Annotated in this window: 16 protein-coding genes; 6 read left to right on the top strand and 10 right to left on the bottom strand. The window is 68.8% G+C overall.

The window, feature by feature from the left end:
• The first annotated feature begins 1 nt into the window (after nt 1).
• On the top strand, nt 2-835 hold the full coding sequence (locus LPB142_RS03920; protein ID WP_394328606.1) for a GH25 family lysozyme: 834 nt from the start codon (nt 2-4) through the stop codon (nt 833-835).
• 193 nt (nt 836-1,028) lie between these two features.
• Here LPB142_RS03920 and LPB142_RS03915 read toward each other — a convergent pair whose 3' ends face one another.
• The gene (locus tag LPB142_RS03915) at nt 1,029-3,530 is read right to left on the bottom strand and encodes a GcvT family protein (RefSeq protein WP_071165579.1); all 2,502 of its coding nucleotides are present in this window, start codon (nt 3,528-3,530) and stop codon (nt 1,029-1,031) included.
• Between the two features lie 220 nt (nt 3,531-3,750).
• Here LPB142_RS03915 and LPB142_RS03910 point away from each other — a divergent pair, with 220 nt between their 5' ends.
• The gene (locus tag LPB142_RS03910) at nt 3,751-4,563 is read left to right on the top strand and encodes a hypothetical protein (protein ID WP_071165578.1); all 813 of its coding nucleotides are present in this window, start codon (nt 3,751-3,753) and stop codon (nt 4,561-4,563) included.
• 56 nt (nt 4,564-4,619) lie between these two features.
• Here the strand turns inward: LPB142_RS03910 and LPB142_RS03905 are convergent, their stop codons facing one another.
• On the bottom strand, nt 4,620-5,606 hold the full coding sequence (locus LPB142_RS03905; protein WP_156894311.1) for a 2-hydroxyacid dehydrogenase: 987 nt from the start codon (nt 5,604-5,606) through the stop codon (nt 4,620-4,622).
• Nucleotides 5,607-5,776: 170 nt separating this feature from the next.
• Here LPB142_RS03905 and LPB142_RS03900 point away from each other — a divergent pair, with 170 nt between their 5' ends.
• Nucleotides 5,777-6,373, top strand: a complete 597-nt coding sequence (locus tag LPB142_RS03900; protein WP_068767151.1) for an SH3 domain-containing protein — start codon at nt 5,777-5,779, stop codon at nt 6,371-6,373.
• Nucleotides 6,374-6,422: 49 nt separating this feature from the next.
• Nucleotides 6,423-7,310: a cation diffusion facilitator family transporter gene (locus LPB142_RS03895; protein ID WP_071165576.1), complete on the top strand. Its 888-nt coding sequence runs from the start codon at nt 6,423-6,425 to the stop codon at nt 7,308-7,310.
• A 108-nt stretch (nt 7,311-7,418) separates the two neighbouring features.
• On the opposite strand, the gene LPB142_RS03890 is transcribed toward LPB142_RS03895, so the two are convergent.
• The 6 genes from LPB142_RS03890 to LPB142_RS03865 all read right to left on the bottom strand — a co-directional run bounded on the left by LPB142_RS03890 (nt 7,419) and on the right by LPB142_RS03865 (nt 14,061).
• Complete coding sequence (locus LPB142_RS03890) at nt 7,419-9,437, bottom strand: M3 family metallopeptidase (RefSeq protein ID WP_071165575.1); 2,019 nt, start codon at nt 9,435-9,437, stop codon at nt 7,419-7,421.
• A gap of 54 nt (nt 9,438-9,491) precedes the next feature.
• Nucleotides 9,492-10,526, bottom strand: coding sequence for a HesA/MoeB/ThiF family protein (locus LPB142_RS03885; protein ID WP_071165574.1), 1,035 nt, complete (start codon nt 10,524-10,526; stop codon nt 9,492-9,494).
• Nucleotides 10,527-10,529: 3 nt separating this feature from the next.
• Nucleotides 10,530-10,997 (bottom strand): dUTP diphosphatase, encoded by a 468-nt coding sequence (gene dut, locus LPB142_RS03880; RefSeq protein WP_197474257.1) that lies wholly within the window; start codon nt 10,995-10,997, stop codon nt 10,530-10,532.
• A gap of 110 nt (nt 10,998-11,107) precedes the next feature.
• On the bottom strand, nt 11,108-12,310 hold the full coding sequence (gene coaBC, locus LPB142_RS03875) for a bifunctional phosphopantothenoylcysteine decarboxylase/phosphopantothenate--cysteine ligase CoaBC (RefSeq protein WP_071165573.1): 1,203 nt from the start codon (nt 12,308-12,310) through the stop codon (nt 11,108-11,110).
• A 51-nt stretch (nt 12,311-12,361) separates the two neighbouring features.
• A complete protein-coding gene (locus LPB142_RS03870; protein WP_071165572.1) occupies nt 12,362-13,186 on the bottom strand; it encodes a ChaN family lipoprotein in 825 nt (274 codons plus the stop codon).
• A complete protein-coding gene (locus LPB142_RS03865; protein ID WP_071165571.1) occupies nt 13,183-14,061 on the bottom strand; it encodes an RNA polymerase factor sigma-32 in 879 nt (292 codons plus the stop codon). The genes LPB142_RS03870 and LPB142_RS03865 overlap by 4 nt, the downstream gene beginning before the upstream one ends.
• A 180-nt stretch (nt 14,062-14,241) precedes the next feature.
• Here LPB142_RS03865 and LPB142_RS03860 point away from each other — a divergent pair, with 180 nt between their 5' ends.
• Both LPB142_RS03860 and LPB142_RS03855 read left to right on the top strand, forming a co-directional pair.
• Nucleotides 14,242-15,126, top strand: a complete 885-nt coding sequence (locus LPB142_RS03860; protein ID WP_071167114.1) for a glutathione S-transferase N-terminal domain-containing protein — start codon at nt 14,242-14,244, stop codon at nt 15,124-15,126.
• A gap of 39 nt (nt 15,127-15,165) precedes the next feature.
• A complete protein-coding gene (locus tag LPB142_RS03855; RefSeq protein ID WP_071165570.1) occupies nt 15,166-16,677 on the top strand; it encodes a YifB family Mg chelatase-like AAA ATPase in 1,512 nt (503 codons plus the stop codon).
• Here LPB142_RS03855 and LPB142_RS03850 read toward each other — a convergent pair.
• Both LPB142_RS03850 and gshB read right to left on the bottom strand, forming a co-directional pair.
• Nucleotides 16,658-17,569 carry an alpha/beta hydrolase gene (locus LPB142_RS03850; RefSeq protein ID WP_071165569.1) on the bottom strand — a complete coding sequence of 304 codons (912 nt, stop codon included), beginning with the start codon at nt 17,567-17,569 and terminating at the stop codon, nt 16,658-16,660. The genes LPB142_RS03855 and LPB142_RS03850 overlap by 20 nt on opposite strands.
• Nucleotides 17,566-18,513 carry a glutathione synthase gene (gene gshB / locus LPB142_RS03845; RefSeq protein WP_068767160.1) on the bottom strand — a complete coding sequence of 316 codons (948 nt, stop codon included), beginning with the start codon at nt 18,511-18,513 and terminating at the stop codon, nt 17,566-17,568. The genes LPB142_RS03850 and gshB overlap by 4 nt, the downstream gene beginning before the upstream one ends.
• Nucleotides 18,514-18,518 lie beyond the last annotated feature (5 nt).

Below are 18,518 nucleotides of genomic sequence, written 5' to 3'. Positions count from 1 at the left end.
CATGATTCGGTGGGCAGGCGCGGCGCTTGTGGTGGCGGCGGTTCTGGCGGGCTGCGGCGGTGGGCGCCACGATGCGGGGCCGCGCAAGGGCGCGCTGATGGCGCCCGAGGCGCTGGATGCGGCGAGCTATCGCGCGCCCGGCATCCCCGCGCGCTTTGGCGATATCTCGCCCCATGACTGGACCGGCCTGACCCCGGCCAATTACCCGATCCACGGCATCGACGCCTCGCGCTATCAAGGCGCGATCGATTTCGCCACGGCGCGGCGCGCAGGCGTCAGCTTCGCCTGGTTGAAGGGCACCGAGGGCGGCGACCGGGTCGACCCGGGCTACGAGATGAACGCCGCCGCCGCGCGCGCGGCCGGGGTGCCGGTCGGCGCCTATCACTTCTATTATTTCTGCCGCCCGGCGTCGGAGCAGGCCGATTGGTTCATCCGCAACATCCCGAAACAGAAGGGCGATTTGCCCCCGGTTCTCGATATCGAGTGGAATTCGACCTCGCCGAGCTGTCAGCTGCGCCCGCCGGCGGAAACCGTGCGCGCGGAGATGGCGGTGTTTCTCAACGCGCTCGCGCGGCATTACGGCACCCGGCCGGTGGTCTATACCACCCCCGATTTCTACGCCGAGAATGACCTGGGCCAGATGTCGGGCGTCGAGTTCTGGCTGCGCTCGGTCGCGGGGCACCCGACCGACCGCTACCCGGGCGAGCGCTGGTCGTTTTGGCAATATTCCGGCACCGGCGTCGTGCCCGGGGTCGGCGGCACGAGCGATCTCAACGCGTTTGCGGGCTCGGCCGAGGCCTGGGCGGGCTGGCTCGCCGAGCGCCGCCAGCGCTGAGCGCCGCGGGGGGAAGGCAGACCCGCTGGCGCCCGCTCACAGAGACCTGCGGGATCGCGATGATCGAGGGCGAACCGCCGCATGTCGTCACCGATGAGCGGTTTCGCCGCGTCGGCACGCGCGGGGTCACCGGGCGGCTCTGAACGCAAAAGGCCCCGCGCGATGCGGGGCCTTTCGGGTTTGAGGGGCGGCCTCAGCCGTCGATGCGGATGCGCGCGTTGGTCGGGTCATGCGGGCTGTCTTCGGCGACGACCGCATCCCATTCCTGCAGCTGCATCTTGACCTTGAGCTTGGTGCCGACCTCGGCGAGATCGGGGCGGACATAGCCCATGCCGATCTGCTTGCCGAAGGCCACCGAATAGCCGCCCGAGGTCAGGCGCCCGATCTTCTCGCCGTTGAGCAGGAGCGCTTCCTTGCCCCAGGGGTCGGCATCCGCCGGCCCGTCGATCAGCAGCGTGACGCATTTCGCGCGGATGCCGGTGTCGAGCATCGCCTGCTTGCCGCGGAACTCCTTCTCGAGGTCGACGAAGCGATCGAGACCGGCTTCGAGCGGGGTCGCGTCACGGCCGAGCTCCGAGCCGAAGGCGCGGTAGCTCTTCTCCTGACGCAGCCAGTTCTGCGCGCGCGCGCCGACCGGCTTGAGCCCGTGTTTCTCGCCCGCTTTCATCAAGAGATCCCAGAGGTAGCGGCCGAATTCGATCGGGTAGTGCAGCTCCCAGCCGAGCTCGCCCGTATAGGCCACGCGCACCGCGCGCACCGGGCACATGCCGAGCTCGATGTCGCGGTAGCTCAGCCAGGGGAAGCGCTTGTTCGACAGAACCGTCGCCGCCTCGGCATCGCAAACCACTTCGTTGAGGATCGACCGCGCCGTCGGCCCGGCGAGCGCGAAGACGCCCCATTGCGTGGTGACATCGTGGCAATCAATGTAACCGCCGCCCGCCGCCATGAAATCCTCGATGGATTTCTTCAGGAAATCAGCGTCATACGAGGTCCAGGCGCCGGCCGAGATCAGGTAATATTCGTTCTCCTTGAGGCGCACGATCGTGTATTCGGTGCGGGTGGTGCCGGCATCGGTGAGCGCATAGGTCAGGTTGATGCGGCCGACCTTCGGCAGCTTGTTGCAGGTGAAATGGTCGAGGAAGGCGGTCGCGCCGGGGCCACGCACGAGGTGCTTGGTAAAGGCCGAGGCGTCGATGATGCCGCAGGTCGAGCGCACGGCCTCGGCTTCGGCCTTGGCGAATTCCCACCACGCGCCGCGACGGAAGCTGCGCGCGTTGTGGTCGAAATCGGCGGGCGCGCCGACGGGGCCGTAGTAGTTCGGGCGTTCCCAGCCGTTCACCTGACCCATTTGCGCGCCGAGCGCGATCTGGCGGTCATAGGCGGGGGCGGTGCGCAGCGGGCGCGCGGCCTCGCGCTCCTCATCGGGGTGGTGCAGGATGAAGACGTGCTCATAGCACTCTTCGTTCTTCTTCACCGCATATTCCGAGGTCATCCAGTCGCCGTAGCGTTTCGGGTCGAGCGAGGCCATGTCGATCTCGGCTTCGCCATTGACCATCATCTGCGCGAGATAATAGCCGGTGCCGCCCGCGGCGGTGATCCCGAAGGAGAAGCCCTCCGCGAGCCACATGTTGCGCAGCCCCGGCGCCGGGCCGACGAGCGGGTTGCCGTCGGGGGTGTAGCAGATCGGGCCGTTGAAATCGTCCTTGAGGCCCGCGACTTCCGAGCTCGGGATACGGTGGAGCATCGACATGTATTCGGCCTCGATGCGCTCGAGATCGAGCGGGAAGAGGTCGGCGCGGAAGCTGTCGGGCACGCCATAGCGGAAGCAGGCGGGCGCGTTGCGCTCATAGGGGCCGAGGATCCAGCCGCCGCGCTCTTCGCGGACATACCATTTCGCATCGGCATCGCGCAGAACCGGGTGCTCGGGGTTGCCCGCCGCACGCCAGGCGACGAGCGCCGGATCGGGCTCGGTCACGATATATTGGTGCTCGACCGGGATCGCGGGGATCTTGATGCCCAGCAGTTTCGCGGTGCGCTGCGCGTGGTTGCCGGTCGCGGTGACGACATGTTCGGCATGAACCTCGATCAGCTCGCCCGAGCCGACCAGGTTGCCGCCCTTTTCGACCATCTGCTCGAGGGTGACGACCCATTCCGAGCCGGTCCAGCGGTAGGCGTTGACCTGCATCTTGCGGACCACCTCGACGCCGAGCTGGCGGGCGCCCTTGGCCATCGCCTGGGTCACGTCGGCGGGGTTGATGTAGCCATCTTGCGGGTGGAAGAGCGCGCCCTTGAGATCCTCGGTGCGCACCAGCGGCCAGCGCTCCTTGATCTGCGCGGGGGTGAGGAATTCATGATAGACCCCCGCGGTCTCGGCGACCGAGGAGTAGAGCATGTATTCGTCCATCCGCTCCTGGGTCTGCGCCATGCGCAGGTTGCCGCAGATCGAGAAGCCCGCGTTCAGCCCGGTTTCGGCCTCCAGCGTCTTGTAGAAATCCACCGAGTATTTGTGGATATGGGTGGTCGCGTAGCTCATGTTGAAGAGCGGCAGCAGGCCCGCGGCGTGCCAAGTCGAGCCCGAGGTCAGCTCGTCGCGCTCGACTTGCAAAACCTCCCAGCCGGCCTTGGCGAGGTGATAGGCGATCGAGCAGCCGACGGCACCGCCGCCGACGACAAGCGCTTTGACATGGGTTTTCATGAAGCAGGACTCCGCAGATGTTTTCCCCGTTGTGACAGAGTGACACGGCCTAGCGGCCCCGCGCCCGACTTTTTCGCGACAAAAACGACATGCGGGCGGTCGTCGCGCTCTCGTGAGGTTTACCAATGATTCAGGATTCGCGTGATTGTGCCGCTGTCCGGGGGTATGACGAGATTGAATAAAATTCGCGTAAAACGCGCGGCGTAGCACCGAGGTTGAGATGTTGCTCGCCAGCTATCTTCTGGCCCTGTTTCGGGCCATCCTGACCCCGCCCGCGTCGCAAACCTCGACGAGCGGCGCCCAGCCGAGCGCGCAGCCGAGCCCGCAGACCACCCCCGGCACCACCGCGCAGGGCACGCCCGCGCCGGTCACCACCGCGCCCACCGAGACCGGCCAGATCGGGCTGGTGATCGAATCGGCGCTCGGCGGTGGCGAGACGCAGACCACCGGCTCGAGCACCCAGACCCCGGCGCAGATCGCCGTGGCGATCACCCCGCCCGGCCCCGCCGCCCAGAGCCAAGCAACGGCAGGCCAGGCAACAGCGGGCCAGGCCGCAACGCCTGGCGCCAATGCGAACGCTTCCGCAGGCCCCGCCGCCGCCGCAAACGCATCCGCAAACGCCGGCTCCGCCGCGCTGACCGGCACCCAGAAGGCCGCCTCGAAGGTTTCAAACGCCACCGCCGCCGCGATCTTGCAAGCGCGCCTGCAAGCGCTCGCCGAGGCGCAGGCCGCCGCCCAGACCGCCGGCACGCCGATGGGCGAGGACGAGATCACCAGCTCGCTCGCGCAGATCCTTGGCGATCTGCCGGGGCTGAACGAAGCCGGCGCGCGCGCCTATGCCGAGGCGGGCGTGCAGCGGGCGCGGCGGGAGCAGTTGCTCTCGCGGATCGGCGCGGCGGCCTCGAGTGGCGCGGGCCCGCTCGAGGCGCTGATGATGGGCAACGAGACCCCGGCCGCGCAGGCCGCCTACAAGCTCATTTCGCAGATCCCCGGCGCGGCGAGCGCGCTCGACATGCCGCTCGGCCGGCGCTGAGCGAAAAAGGCGCGGCGCCTCCCCGCGCCGCGCCTCCCCCTGCCCTGCAAGCCCTCTCAGACCATCGCGGGCACGACCAGATCCGGCGGCCGGTGGCCATCGGCGAAGGTCTTGATATTGATGATGACTTTCTCGCCCATCTCGGCGCGGCCCTCGACCGTGGCCGAGCCCATATGCGGCAACAGCACGACATTGGGCAGGGTGCGCAGCTCGGGGTTGAGCTCGGCGCCGCGCTCGAAGACATCGAGCCCCGCGCCCGCGATCTCGCCCGCCTTCAGCCCCCGCACCAGCGCGTTCTCGTCGATCACCTCGCCGCGCGAGGTGTTCACGATCACCGCGGTCGGCTTGAGCATCTTCAGCCGGCGCGCGTTGAGCAGGTGGAAGGTCGAGGGCGTGTGCGGGCAGTTGACCGAGATCACATCCATCCGCGCGACCATCTGGTCGATGCTCTCCCAATAGGTCGCCTCGAATTCGGCCTCGGTCTCGGGGCGCAGGCGGCGACGGTTGTGGTAGTGGATCTGCATCCCGAAGGCGCGGGCGCGGCGCGCCACGGCCTGGCCGATACGGCCCATGCCGAGGATGCCGAGCCGCTTGCCGCCGATCCGCCCGCCCAGGAACGCGGTGGGCGACCAGCCCGTCCAGCTGCCCGATTGCATCGCCGCGAGCCCTTCCGGGATCCGCCGGGTGACGCCCAGGATCAGCCCCATCACCATATCGGCGGTGTCCTCGGTCACCACGCCCGGCGTGTTGGAGACCAGCACGCCGCGCTGGCGCGCCGAGGCCACGTCGATATGGTCGACGCCGGCGCCGTAATTGGCGATCAGCCGCAGCCGGTCGCCCGCCTGCGCGAGCATGTTTGCATCGATATGATCGGTCAGGGTGGGGACCAGAACATCGGCGCGCGCCATCGCCGCGACCAGCTCCTCACGGGTCATCGGCGTATCTTCGGCGCGCAGTTCGACATCGAACAGTTCCTTCATCCGGGTCTCGACGACCTCGGGCAACCGTCGCGTCACGACAACACTCAGCCGCGGTGCGGGCATGGTTGGATCTCCTCTCTTCCAAACGCCTGTGCTTGGGTGCAAACTGCCCATCAACGGGGCAAGACACAAGGCCCTGAGAGAGCGGAAATGGCGTTTTTTATCGTTTTGACGCAATTTTGTTGCGCGAACGATTCTTGCGCGGCTCAAAACCGAGGCAGATCGAGGCGGAAATGACACAGCGGACGGCATCGCGCGGCAAGCATTGGGGCGCGGCACTGGCAGGGGCGGGAGTCGCGCTTGCGCTGGCGCTCGGGGCAGCGCGGGCGCAGGAGGCCGAGGACGAGAGCGCGCCGCCCGATGATCTCGCCGTGGCGCAGGCGGTGGCGGCGCAAAAGGCCGGGCGCGGGCCGGTGACGAACCTGCCCCTGCCGCGGTTTGTCTCGCTCAAGGGCTCGGAGGGCAATGCGCGCCGCGGCCCCTCGCTCAGCCACCGGATCGACTGGGTCTTCACCCATGCCGGGATGCCGCTCAAGGTCACCGCCGAATTCGGCCATTGGCGCCGCGTCGAGGACCGCGACGGCGCGGGCGGCTGGGTGCATTACTCGCTGATCTCCGGGGTGCGCACGGTGATCGTGCAAAAGGACATGGCCGAGCTCCATGCCCGCCCCGATGCGCGTTCGGCGGTTACCGCGCTGGCCGAGGATGGCGCGATCGCCAAGCTCGGCGAATGCCAGATCGACTGGTGCGAGATCCAGTCCGAAGAGGCCGAGGGCTGGATCACCAAGGCCGAAATCTGGGGCGTGGGGCCCGAGGAAATCCGTGACTAAGCGCGCGTGAGGCGTTAGGCAGGGGCCCCGGTATCGAATCTCCCCCGCCATGGCCGCCCCACAAGATCACACCCGTCTGAACCTCTCCGCAGGGCTCGCCTCCGTCACGGTGGCGGGGTTCCTCGTCGCGCTCAAGCTCTGGGCGCTGTGGACCACCGGCGCGCTCTCGATCGCGGCCTCGCTCGCGGATTCGGCGATGGATCTGCTGATCTCGGCCGCCGGGCTCGGCGCGATCATCTATGCCGCGCGGCCGGCCGATGAGGACCACGCCTTCGGCCACAGCTCGGTCGAGGATCTCGTCTCGCTCGGCCAGGCGCTGTTCGTGGCGGGCTCGGCGGGCGCGATTGCGGTGGCGGCGGTCTCGCGGCTCGTCTCGCCCGCCCCGCAGGCGCTCGCGCAAGAGGGCGCGGGGATCGCGGTGATGGCGGCCTCGGCGGCGGTGACGCTGTTTCTGGTGGGCTGGCAAAGCCGCGTCGCCAAGCGCACCGGCAACAAGGTCGTGGCGGCCGACATGCTTCATTATGTCGGCGATCTGATCCCGACGATCGGGGCGATGGTCGCGCTGTGGGTCTCGGAGCGGTTCGGCTGGACGCGGGTCGACAGCATCGTCGCGCTGGTCGCGGCGGCGATCATGCTGCGCGGGGCGGCGGAGATCGGGCTCGGGGCGTGGCACGCGCTGATGGACCGCGCGGCCTCGCCCGAGATCATCGCAGGGATCGCCGAGATCGCCCAGATCTGGCCCGGCGTGCGCGGTTTCCACGACCTCAAGACCCGCACCGCCGGCGCGCGGCTCTTCGTGCAGATCCATATCGAGCTCGATGGCGAGCAGAGCCTCGAGGCCGCGCATGAGATCGCCGCGAGCCTCAAGCGCGCGATCCTCGAGGCCTATCCGCAAGCGGATGTGATCATCCATATGGATGTCTGGAAACATCTCTGAGGCCGGGGGCGCCGCCCCCGGACCCCCGGGATATTTTTGGCAAGATGAAGGGAGGAGGTTCCCCTTCTTCTTGGCCCAAATACGCTCTTTGCGACAGCGGGGCCGGGATCAGGCCTCTTCAAGGAGGCCCCGGCCGCGCAGCAGCGCCTCGACGCCCGGCATCTTGCCGCGAAACGCGGTGTAGAGCTCGTCGGCCGGGCGCGAGCCGCCGGCCGAGAGGATGAATTCCTCCAGTTTTTGCGCGACTTCCGGGTTGAAGGCATCGCCGGTTTCCTCGAAGGCGGCGAAGGCATCGGCATCCATCACTTCCGACCACATGTAGCTGTAATAGCCCGCGGAATAGCCGTCGCCCGAGAAGACATGGGCGAAATGCGGTGTCGCGTGGCGCATGCGGATCGCTTTCGGCAGGCCGATCGCGGCGAGGATCTCGGCCTGTTTCGCCATCGGGTCTTGCGGCGCGGGGCCGTCGTGGAACTCGAGATCGACGAGCGCCGAGGCGATATATTCGACCGTCGCGAAGCCCTGATCATAGGTGCTCGCGGCGAGAAGTTTCTCGCGCAGCGCGGCGGGCATCGGCGCGCCGGTCTCGTAATGGCGGGCGTGGCGTTCGAGCACCTCGGGCACCTCGAGCCAATGTTCGTAAAGCTGGCTCGGGAGCTCGACGAAATCGCGCGCGACCGAGGTGCCGGAGATGAACTGATAGGTCACGTTCGAGAGCATCTGGTGGAGCGCATGGCCAAATTCATGGAAGAGCGTGCGCGCATCGTCATAGCTCAGGAGCGCCGGCGCGCCCTTGGTGAAGTTGCACACATTGACCACGATCGGCGCGACCTCGCCCGCGAGCCGGCTTTGCGAGCGCATCGCCGAGCACCAGGCGCCCGAGCGTTTCGAGCCGCGCGCGAAATAATCGCCAAAGAAAACAGCGATATGGCGGCCCTTGCGGGTGACCTCCCAGCCGCGGACATCGGGGTGGTAGAAGGGCCCCTCGAGCGGGCGGAACTCGAGCCCGAAGAGGCGCTGCGCGGTGTCGAAGGCCGCGCCGATCATCGCATCGAGCGAGAGATAGGGCTTGAGCGCGGCCTCGTCGAAATCATGTTCCGCGACGCGGCGTTTTTCCGAGTAATAGCGCCAATCCCAGGCCTCGAGATCGCCGTTGATGCCATCGGCATGCATCATCTGGGTGAGCTTGGCCGCATCGGCCTCGGCCTTGGCCTTGGCGGGCGCCCAGACGCGCATCAGAAGCGCGCGGACCTGATCGGGGCTTTTCGCCATCTCGGTTTCGAGCTTGTAGGCGGCGAAATTCGCATAGCCGAGGAGCTTGGCGCGCTCCTCGCGCAGCGCGAGGATCTCGGCGGCATTCGCGCGGTTGTCGCTCGCACCGCCGTTCGCGCCGCGCGCAACCCAGGCCTCATAGGCGATCTCGCGCAGCTCGCGGCGCGGCGAGAATTGCAGGAAGGGCACGATCAGCGAGCGGTTGAGGGTGAGGACCGGGCCGGGCTGGCCGCGCTCCTCGCCCGCGGCGCGCGCGGCCGCCACGACGAACTCGGGCAGGCCCTCGAGATCGGCCTCGGCAAGCGGGCGGAACCAGTCGCGTTCATCGGCGAGCAGGTTTTGCGAGAACGCGGTCGAGAGGACGGCGAGGCGCTCCTTGATCTCGGCCATGCGGGTGGCGGCGGCGCCCTTCAGCCCGGCGCCCGAGCGCACGAACATCTGGTGGTAGAGCTCGAGCACGCGCGCCTGTTCGGGGCTAAGGCCGAGGCTTTCGCGGGTATCCCAGAGCGTCGCGATGCGCGCATAAAGCGGGCCGTTCATCGTGACCTCGGAGGCGAAAGCCGCCATTTTCGGCGCCAGATCGCGCATCAGTGCCTCGCGCGCGGGCGTGCTGTCGGCGCCGGCGAGGTTGTAGAAAACGCCCGAAACCCGGTCGAGCAGCGCCTCGGCGCGCTCCATCGCCTCGATCGTATTGGCAAAGCTCGGCGCTTCGGGGTTGGCGGCGATCGCGGCGATATTGGCGCGCGCCTGCGCCAAGGCGGCGTCGAACGCGGGGCCGAAATCCTCATCCTTGAGCGCGGCGAAGGGCGGCAGGGCGAAGGGGCCGGTCCAGTCGGCCAGAAGCGGGTTGGTCATCGCGAGATCTCCTTTGCGGCCAAGCTAGGGCGGCGCGCGGCCGAGGGGAAGGGCTCACGCGGGGTTTTGATGGGCGCCGCAGACCGGGCAGCCCGCGCGCGGATGCACCGCGATCTGCCGGCTCTCGCCCCAGAGCGCGTCATAGATCATCAGCCGCCCCCGCGCCGAGGCGCCCGCGCGGGTGATCTCCTTGATCGCCTCGGTGGCCATCATCGCGCCGACAACGCCGGGCAGCGCGCCGACCACCCCCGCCTCGGCGCAAGAGGGCGCGAGCCCCAGCGCCGGCGCCTGCGGGAAGACACAGGCATAGCAGGGCGCACCCCGCGCCGGGTCATAGACTGAAAGCTGCCCCTCCCATTGCGCAATTGCGCCGGAAATCAAGGGCTTGCCCGCCGCGACACAGGCCGCGTTGACCAGATAGCGGGTCTCGAAATTGTCACAGCCGTCGATCACGAGATCATACTCCGCGATCAGTTCGGCCGCATCCGCCGGCCCGAGGCGGCGCCGGTAGGGGCGGATCTCGATGAACGGGTTGAGCGCGCGCAGCGCGGCCTCGGCCGAAAACACCTTCGGCACGCCGATATCGGCGTCGCGGTGCAGGACCTGGCGTTGCAGGTTCGAATTCGAGACCGTGTCATCATCGACGACGCCGATCACGCCCACCCCGGCCGCGGCGAGATAAAGCAGCACCGGCGAGCCGAGCCCCCCCGCGCCGATCACCAGAACCCGCGCCGCTTTCAGCCGCTTTTGCCCGGCGCCGCCGATCTCGCGCAACAGGATATGGCGCGCGTAACGGTCGAGCTCGGTCTCGGAGAAGGGGCCCTTCGCGGCCTCGGGCGCGGGGCGCGCCCGCGCGCGCAGCCGCCCGAGGCCCCAGCCATAAAGCCCGCCCAGCCCCGCCACGACACCAAGCGCCAGCCAGCCCGCGCGCGTGCCGCCGCCGATCTCGCGTAGAGGCCCCGCGGGCAGGAAGCTCGCCACGACAAAGCCGAGCCAGAGCGCCCCCGCCAAGGCCCAGAGCGCCCGCCGCCCGCGCCGCCAGAGCCCGCCCGCCACGCCAAGCCCGATCAGGAGCCAGAGCCCCCCCACCCTTCAGCCCCGCCCGGTCGAGCCGAAACCGCCCGCCCCGCGCGCGGTCTCGCCCAGGCCCTCGGCGATCTCGTAGCGCGCCTGAATGACCGGCGCGATCACCGCCTGCGCGATCCGCTCGCCATGGGTGATCAGGAAGGGCTCACTGCCGTAATTGATCAGCAAGACCCCCAGCGGCCCGCGATAATCGCAATCGATCGTGCCGGGCGTGTTGGGCAGGCTGATGCCGTGCTTGAGCGCAAGCCCCGAGCGCGGGCGGATCTGCATCTCGAAGCCCTCCGGGATCTCGACGCGCAGCCCCGTCGGGATCACCGCGCGCTGCATCGGGTAAAGCGTGAAGCCCGAAGCGCGATCCTCGGGCGCGAGATTGGCGCGCAGATCGGCCCCCGCCGCCCCCGCCGTTTCATAGCGCGGCAGAGCGACCTCCGGGTCCGCCCAATCCTCGCGCACAACCTTGATCACCGGCTCAATCATCTCGCCCTCCACCAGCCGCCCGCCCCGCCGTGCGGTCGGAATTTGCGTATTTGGGCCAAGAAGAAACCCGCAGCTTCTTCTTGGAAAAAATACGCAAAATCAACATCTCAATCCGCCGCCAGCGCCGCGGCGATGCGCGCGGCGAGCCGCCGGGCCACCTCATCCTTGCCCATCCGCGGCCAGGCCTCGGCGCCCGCGGCATCAATGATCGTCACCGCGTTTTCCGCCCCGCCCATGATCCCGGTCGCCGGGCTCACATCATTGGCCACGATCCAGTCGCAGCCCTTGCGCGCGCGCTTGGCCGCGGCATGGGCCTCGACGGTCTCGGTCTCGGCGGCGAAACCCACCACAAGCCGCGGTCGTCCGGCGGCCATTTTCGACACGGTGGCGAGAATATCGGGGTTTTCCGCGAAGTCGAGCGCGGGGGCGCGGCCCGAGCCATCCTTCTTCATCTTCTGCCCGGCGGCGTTTTCCACCCGCCAATCGGCCACCGCCGCGGCAAAGATCGCGGCCTCGGCGGGCAGCGCGGCCTCGACGGCGGCGAGCATCTCGCGCGCGGTCTCGACGCGGATCACCCGCACGCCTGCGGGCGGGGGCACGCTCGCCGGGCCGGTGACGAAGCTCACCTCGGCGCCCAGATCGCGCAGCGCGGCGGCGATCGCGGTGCCCTGCGCGCCCGAGGAGCGGTTCGCGATATAGCGCACCGGGTCGATCGGCTCATGGGTCGGGCCGGAGGTCACGAGGATGTGACGCCCCTTCAGCGGCCCCTCGGCCAGCGCTGCGGAAATCGCCGCGAGGATCTCGGCGGGCTCGGCCATCCGCCCCTCACCAAACTCGCCGCAGGCCATCGCGCCCGCGTTCGGCCCGACACAGCGCACCCCGTCGGCGGCAAGCTGGGCGCGGTTGCGGCGCGTCGCGGCATGCTCCCACATTCGCACATTCATCGCCGGCGCGATCAGCACCGGCTTGTCGGTCGCCAGAAGCAGCGTCGAGGCGAGATCATTGGCGAGCCCCGCCGCCATCTTCGCCATCAGATCCGCCGTCGCCGGCGCCACCACCACGAGATCGGCCGCGCGCGAGAGTTGGATATGGCCCATCTCGGCCTCGGTGGTGAGGTCGAAGAGCTCGGAATGGACCGGCGCACCGGCCAGCGCCGCGAGCGAGAGCGGCGTGACAAACTCGGCCCCCGCGCGGGTCAGAACCGGCGTGACCGAGGCCCCCGCGCCGCGCAGGCCCCGGATCAGCTCGGGCACCTTGATGGCCGCGATGCCGCCGCCGATGATCAGAAGAATTCGCTTACCCGCCAGCATCCGCCCCTCCGTTTGCCACAGCTTTAGGCGCGGGGGGCCGGGCGCGCAAGCTCACTGGAAGGCCTTGCAGGGGTCTTCGCGGGGCGTGGGGGGCGTCACGATCCACCAATCATAGGGCAGATCGGGGCCAACCGCCTCACCCGGCGCGGCCTCGAGCTGACCGAGCGAGACGACCCGCAGGCTCGGCACCGCCCGCGCGATCATCGCGGGCACGGCGCGGTCGTTCCTCGCATGGCCCGAGCCCGTGATCACCGCCACCGGCCCGCTCACCGCCTTCAGCGTGCGCACCGCGGTGCGGGCAAAGGCCGCGTCGCGCAGCCGCTGCGCCGCGACCATCCCGGGCAGGATCTCCTCAGGCAGCGCGCCGCAATGATCGGCCTGGGTCTCGGCCTCGAGCGCGGCCTGCTCCGCCGCCGGATAGGGCTGATCGAGCCCATAGCGCGCGGCATCCGGGCCAAAGACCCGCTCGAGCGGCTCGGCCATCGCGCGCCGCACCTCCTCGCGCGGGAGCGCCGCGCCGACGATCAGCGCCTCGGGCGCGGCGGCAAAGATCGGCGCGTAAATCGCGAAATCGGGCCAGCCCGCCTCCTCCCAGCCGAGCGCCTTGCCCAGCGCCGCCGGATCGCGCCGCAGCTCGGGCGTGACCTTGGCCGCCTGATCGGGGGTCAACATCTCGAAGACGAGCGCGCGCGGGCGCATCGCGGCCACCGCCGCGGCCTGGGCGAGATGATGCGCGGGGTTGTCATGGATCTCGCCGAGGACGGCAATCTCCGGCCGCGCCTCGGCGAGTTTCGCGGGCAGATCCGCGGGGGTGATTTCTTCGGCCGCCGCAGGCAGCGCGGCAAGGAAGGTTAACAGAGAGGCAAGCTTTTTCATGCGAAGAAGCTTGCAACCTCCTGCCCATGGGTTTCAAGGCTCTTGCGCATCTTGCCGAAGGCCTGCGCCTCGAGCTGACGCACGCGTTCCTTCGACAGACCGAGCTCCTGGCCCAAGCTTTCAAGGGTGCGCGGCTCCTCGATCAGGCGCCGTTCCGTGACAATATACCGCTCCCGATCGCTCAGCCGGCCCATCGCCTCGCCGAGCCAGCCGCGCATCAGCGCGCCGTCATGGCTGCCGGTGACCCGCTCCTCGGGGGTCTCGCCGTCGTCGGCCAGCGTCTCGACCCATTCGCGGCTCTCCTCCTCACCGCCCTGGGGCGTGTTGAGCGAGAAATCCGAGCCCGCAAGCCGGCCCTCCATCATCTCGACATCGGCGAGCGGCACGCCGATCAGCTCGGCGATGCGCTGGCGCACCTGCGCGCCATCGAGCGCCACGCCCTCGGCATCGGCCTCGCGCTCGACCTGCGCCTGAACCCGTTTCATGTTGAAAAACAATGACTTCTGCGAAGAGGTCGAGCCCGTGCGCACCATCGACCAGTTGCGCATGACGAATTCCTGGATCGAGGCCTTGATCCACCAGACCGCATAGGTCGAGAAGCGCACGCCGCGGTCGGGGTCGAACTTGTCGGCCGCCTTCATCAGCCCGAGCGAGGCCTCCTGGATCAGGTCGTTCATCGGCGCGCCATAGCGGCGGAATTTGGCCGCCATCGACACCGCAAGCCGCATGTAGGCCATCACGAGGCGATGCAGCGCCGCCTCATCGCGCCGGTCACGCCAGGCGCGCGCCAGTTCCGCCTCGGTCTCGGCGTCGAGAAATTCCGCACGCATCGCCTCGCGCGGCAGGCTTTCATCGGTCATTCCTTCGAGTGCCATCTCAGTCTCCCGGGTCTCCCAACCCACTTGTGGCGTGCTCAGCGCTAACATCATGGCGCAGAGCGGGCGGCTTGTCTTCCAGTTTAGAATGATTCTCACAAAAAAATGTTCCGCTGAAATGTGCGTTTCGGCGCTCACAAATCGGTGTTAGCCTGTCGGGATCGGTGTTGAGGGGTGATCATGGGCTATCAACTGGCGATCGGGGATCGGAGCTATTCGAGCTGGTCGCTGCGGGGCTGGCTGTTGTTTGCGCGCACGGGGATCCCGGTCACGGTCCTGACCGGGCGGCTTTACTCCCCTGATTTCAATGACTTGCTGAGCCGGTTCGCGCCCGCGCGGCTGGTGCCGGCGCTGCGGCTGCCCGATGGCACGATCATCGGCGAGACGCTCGCGATCGCCGAGACGCTGGCCGAGCGGCACCCCGAGGTCGGGCTCTGGCCCGCGGACCCGAGCGCGCGGGCGGTGGCGCGCTGGCTTGCGGCGGAGATGCATTCGGGCTTTTCGGCGCTGCGCAGCCATTGCCCGATGAACCTGCGGGTGAGCTATGTCGATTGCGCACCCCCCGATGAGGTGCTGCTCGATCTCGCGCGGATCAAGACGCTGTGGTCGATGGCGCGGGCGCGGTTCGGCGCCGGCGGGCCGTGGCTCTTTGGCCAATGGTGCGCGGCGGATGCGTTCTTTGCGCCGGTCGCGGCGCGGATCGCGGGGTATAACCTGCCGATCGGCGCGGAATTCGACAGCTATATCGAGGCGCAACTGACCGAGCCGAATTTCCGCCGCTGGCGCGCGATGGGGCTGGCGGAGGGGCAAGATCAGCCCTTCTACCGCCGCGACTGGCAGGCCCGGCCCTGGCCCGGCCCCGCGCCGCTCCCCGCGCGCGCGACCGAGGGCCCCTCGGTCAACACCGCCTGCCCTTATTCCGGCAAACCGGTCAGCGACTTTCTCGAATTCGACGGGCGGGTCTACGGCTTTTGCAACCCGTTTTGCCGCGACAAGACGCTCGCCGACCCCGCCGCCTGGCCGCAATTCATGGCGCTCGTGCGCGACAGCGTTAACCATTCTTAAAGAAGCCGCCGCTACGGTTAACCAAAACCGGGGGCAGGCATGGTCGCGAAAACCTATACCGTAGCGTTCGAAGGCGTCGAGGCGCGCCTCGTCGAGGTGCAATGCGCGCTCTCGCACGGGATGCCGGGCTTTGCCATCGTCGGGCTGCCCGACAAGGCGGTCTCCGAAGCGCGCGAGCGGGTGCGCGCGGCGCTTGGCGCGCTCGCCATCGCGCTGCCGATGAAGAAGATCACGGTCAATCTCTCGCCCGCCGATCTGCCGAAGGAAGGCTCGCATTTCGACCTGCCGATCGCGCTGGCGGTGCTTGCCGCGATCGAGATCCTGCCGCGCGAGGAGGTCGAAACGGTGGTCTCGATCGGCGAGCTCGCGCTCGACGGGCGGCTGATCGCGGTGGCGGGCGCGCTGCCCGCGGCGATGGCCGCGGCCGAGGAGGAGCGCGCGCTGATCTGCCCGAAATCTTGCGGGGCGGAGGCGGCCTGGGTCGCCGCGACCTCGGTGTTCGCGCCCGCGACCCTCAATGACGCGATCCGCCATCTGAGCCAGAAAGCCCCCCTGCCCCGCGCCCGCCCGGGCGAGGTCGCAGCCCCCGAGACCCTGCGCGACCTGCGCGACATCAAGGGCCAGGAGCGTGCCAAACGCGCGCTCGAGGTGGCCGCGGCGGGGCGCCACCACCTGATGATGATCGGCCCGCCGGGCGCCGGAAAATCCATGCTCGCAGCGCGCCTGCCCGGGATCTTGCCGCCGCTCAGCCCCGCCGAGGCGCTCGAAACCTCGATGATCCAGTCGCTCTCGGGGCTTTTGGCCGAGGGCGGGATCTCGCGCCAGCGCCCGTTCCGCGAGCCCCACCACACCGCCTCGATGGCGGCGATGATCGGCGGCGGGCGCGGCGCGCGGCCGGGCGAGGTCAGCCTGGCGCATAACGGCGTCTTGTTCATGGACGAATTCCCCGAATATCCGCGCGCCGTGCTCGAGACGCTGCGCCAGCCGCTCGAGACCGGCGAGGTGGTGGTGGCGCGCGCCAATGCCCATGTGCGCTACCCCTGCCGGTTCCTGCTGGTGGCGGCGGCAAATCCCTGTCGTTGCGGGCATTTGGGTGATGCGGCGCAGGCCTGTTCGCGCGCGCCCAACTGCGGGGCGGAGTATCTCGGGCGGATCTCCGGGCCGCTGATGGATCGGTTCGATCTGCGCATCGAGGTGCCGGCGGTGAGCCTCTCGGCCTTCGAGACGCCGCCCGCGGGTGACAGCTCGGCCACGGTGGCGCAGCGGGTGGCGCGGGCGCGCGCGGTGCAGGCGGCGCGGTTTGCGCAGGCGCCGGGCGTGCGGGTCAATGCCGAGGCCGAGGGCGCGCTTTTGGAAGAGATCGCCGCGCCCGATGCCGAGGGGCGCGCGCTGATGATGCGCGCGGCCGAGCGGATCGGGCTGACCGCGCGCGGCTATCACCGGATCTTGCGGGTCGCGCGCACGATCGCCGATCTCGACGGCTCGGAGGCGGTGCGCGTGCCCCATCTCGCCGAGGCGATCGGCTATCGGCTCAGCGGGGTGGCAGGCTGAGCATCTTGCGCGCCGCCGCGCCGGCCTCGGCCAGCGCCGCGCGGGCCTCGGGGATCCAGCCGTCGAACATCTGCCAGACATGCGGCGCGCCCGGCCAGACCTGGAGCGTGACCTCGGCGCCAAAGGAGCGCAGATGCGCCGCCATGCGCAGCGTGTCATCGCGCAAGATCTCGCTGTCGGAGCATTGCAGGAAAACCGGCGGGCAAGCGGGGAAGGCGGCGAAAAGGGGCGAGGCGGTGGCGGTGCGGGCCGGCGCCCCCTGCAAGTAGAATTGCGCGGCCTCCTCGAAGCGATGGGCCGGCAACATCGGGTCGCGGCCGGCGTTTTGCGCCAAAGACGCGCCCGCGCCCGACAGATCGGTCCAGGGCGAAAAGGCGATCAGCCCCGCCGGGGCTTCGCCCGTCTCGCACAGCCGCGCAAGAAGCGCGAGCGCCAGCCCGCCCCCCGCGCTATCGCCGCCGATCACGATATCGCGCCGCCCATAGCCCCGCGCCCGCAGGTCCCGCCAGGCCGCGATCGCATCCTCGAAGGCGGCTGGATGGGGCGCCTCGGGCGCCAACCGATAGCGCGGCACGACACATTCGACCCGCGCCAGCCGCGAAAGACGCGCAACCATTGGGGTATGGGTCTGCGGCGAGCCCGATATATAGCCGCCCCCATGAAAATAGAGACAGATCTTGCCCGAGGCCTGCCCCCGCCCGGAGCGGATCGACACCGCCCCGCCCGGCCCGATCGGCACCGCGACGACCACCGTACCCGGCGGGGCGCGCAACATCCGCGCACAGGCGCGCTCCATATCAAGGCGCGCCTGCCGCGGATCGGTCACCCGGGCGAAATAGCGCTTCGCGGTCAGCCGCAGCAGACCGTTGAGAAGCGCCTGCCGCCGGCTCACATCGCGGCCCGCTTGGCTTCGATCACCTGCCAGATCTTCTCGGCGATGTTGACGCCATCGAAGCGCTCAAGCTCCTGAATGCCGGTGGGCGAGGTCACGTTGATCTCGGTCAGCCAGTCGCCGATCACATCGATGCCGACAAAGATCTGTCCCTTTTCGCGCAAGACCGGCCCGATCGCTGCGCAGATCTCGCGATCCCGCGCGCTCAGGCCGACCTTCTCGGGCCGCCCGCCGACATGCATGTTGGAGCGCGTCTCCCCCGCCGCCGGCACCCGGTTGATCGCGCCAACCGGCTCGCCATCGACCAAGATGATCCGCTTGTCGCCCTGCACCACCGCCGGAACATATTTCTGCGCGATCAAAGGCTCGCGGTTGATGCCGGTAAAAAGCTCGTGCAACGAGGCGAGATTGCGGTCGTTCGGATCGAGCCGGAACACACCCGCCCCGCCATTGCCGTAAAGCGGCTTGAGGATGATGTCGCCATGCTCCGCCTTGAAGGCGCGAATCGCCTCGAGATCGCGCGCGATCAGGGTCGGCGGCGTCAGATCGGGAAAATTCAGAACGAGCAGCTTCTCGGGCGAGTTGCGCACCCAGAACGGGTCATTGACGACCAACGTCTGCGGATGGATCCGCTCGAGCACATGCGTCGTCGTGATATAGCCCATGTCGAAGGGCGGATCCTGCCGCAACCACACGACATCGAACCCCGCCAGATCCACCTCGGCTTCGTCACCCAGCGTGAAATGATCGCCAATCTTGCGACGCACCGTCAGCGGCCAGCCCCGCGCCAGAACCTTGCCCTCGCGGTAGATGAGCTTGTCCGGCGTGTAGTAAAAGAGCTCGTGCCCCCGCGCCTGCGCTTCCTCCGCCAGGCGGAAGGTGCTGTCGGCGTTGATATTGATGGATGCGATCGGATCCATCTGGATTGCAACTTTCAAGGCCATGGGCG

Source organism: Rhodobacter xanthinilyticus (genome assembly GCF_001856665.1).
In the GTDB taxonomy this organism is placed as follows: Bacteria; Pseudomonadota; Alphaproteobacteria; order Rhodobacterales; family Rhodobacteraceae; genus Rhodobacter; species Rhodobacter xanthinilyticus.
The sequence above is the reverse complement of the archived record's forward strand: the minus strand, read 5'-3'. Positions and strand labels throughout refer to the sequence as shown.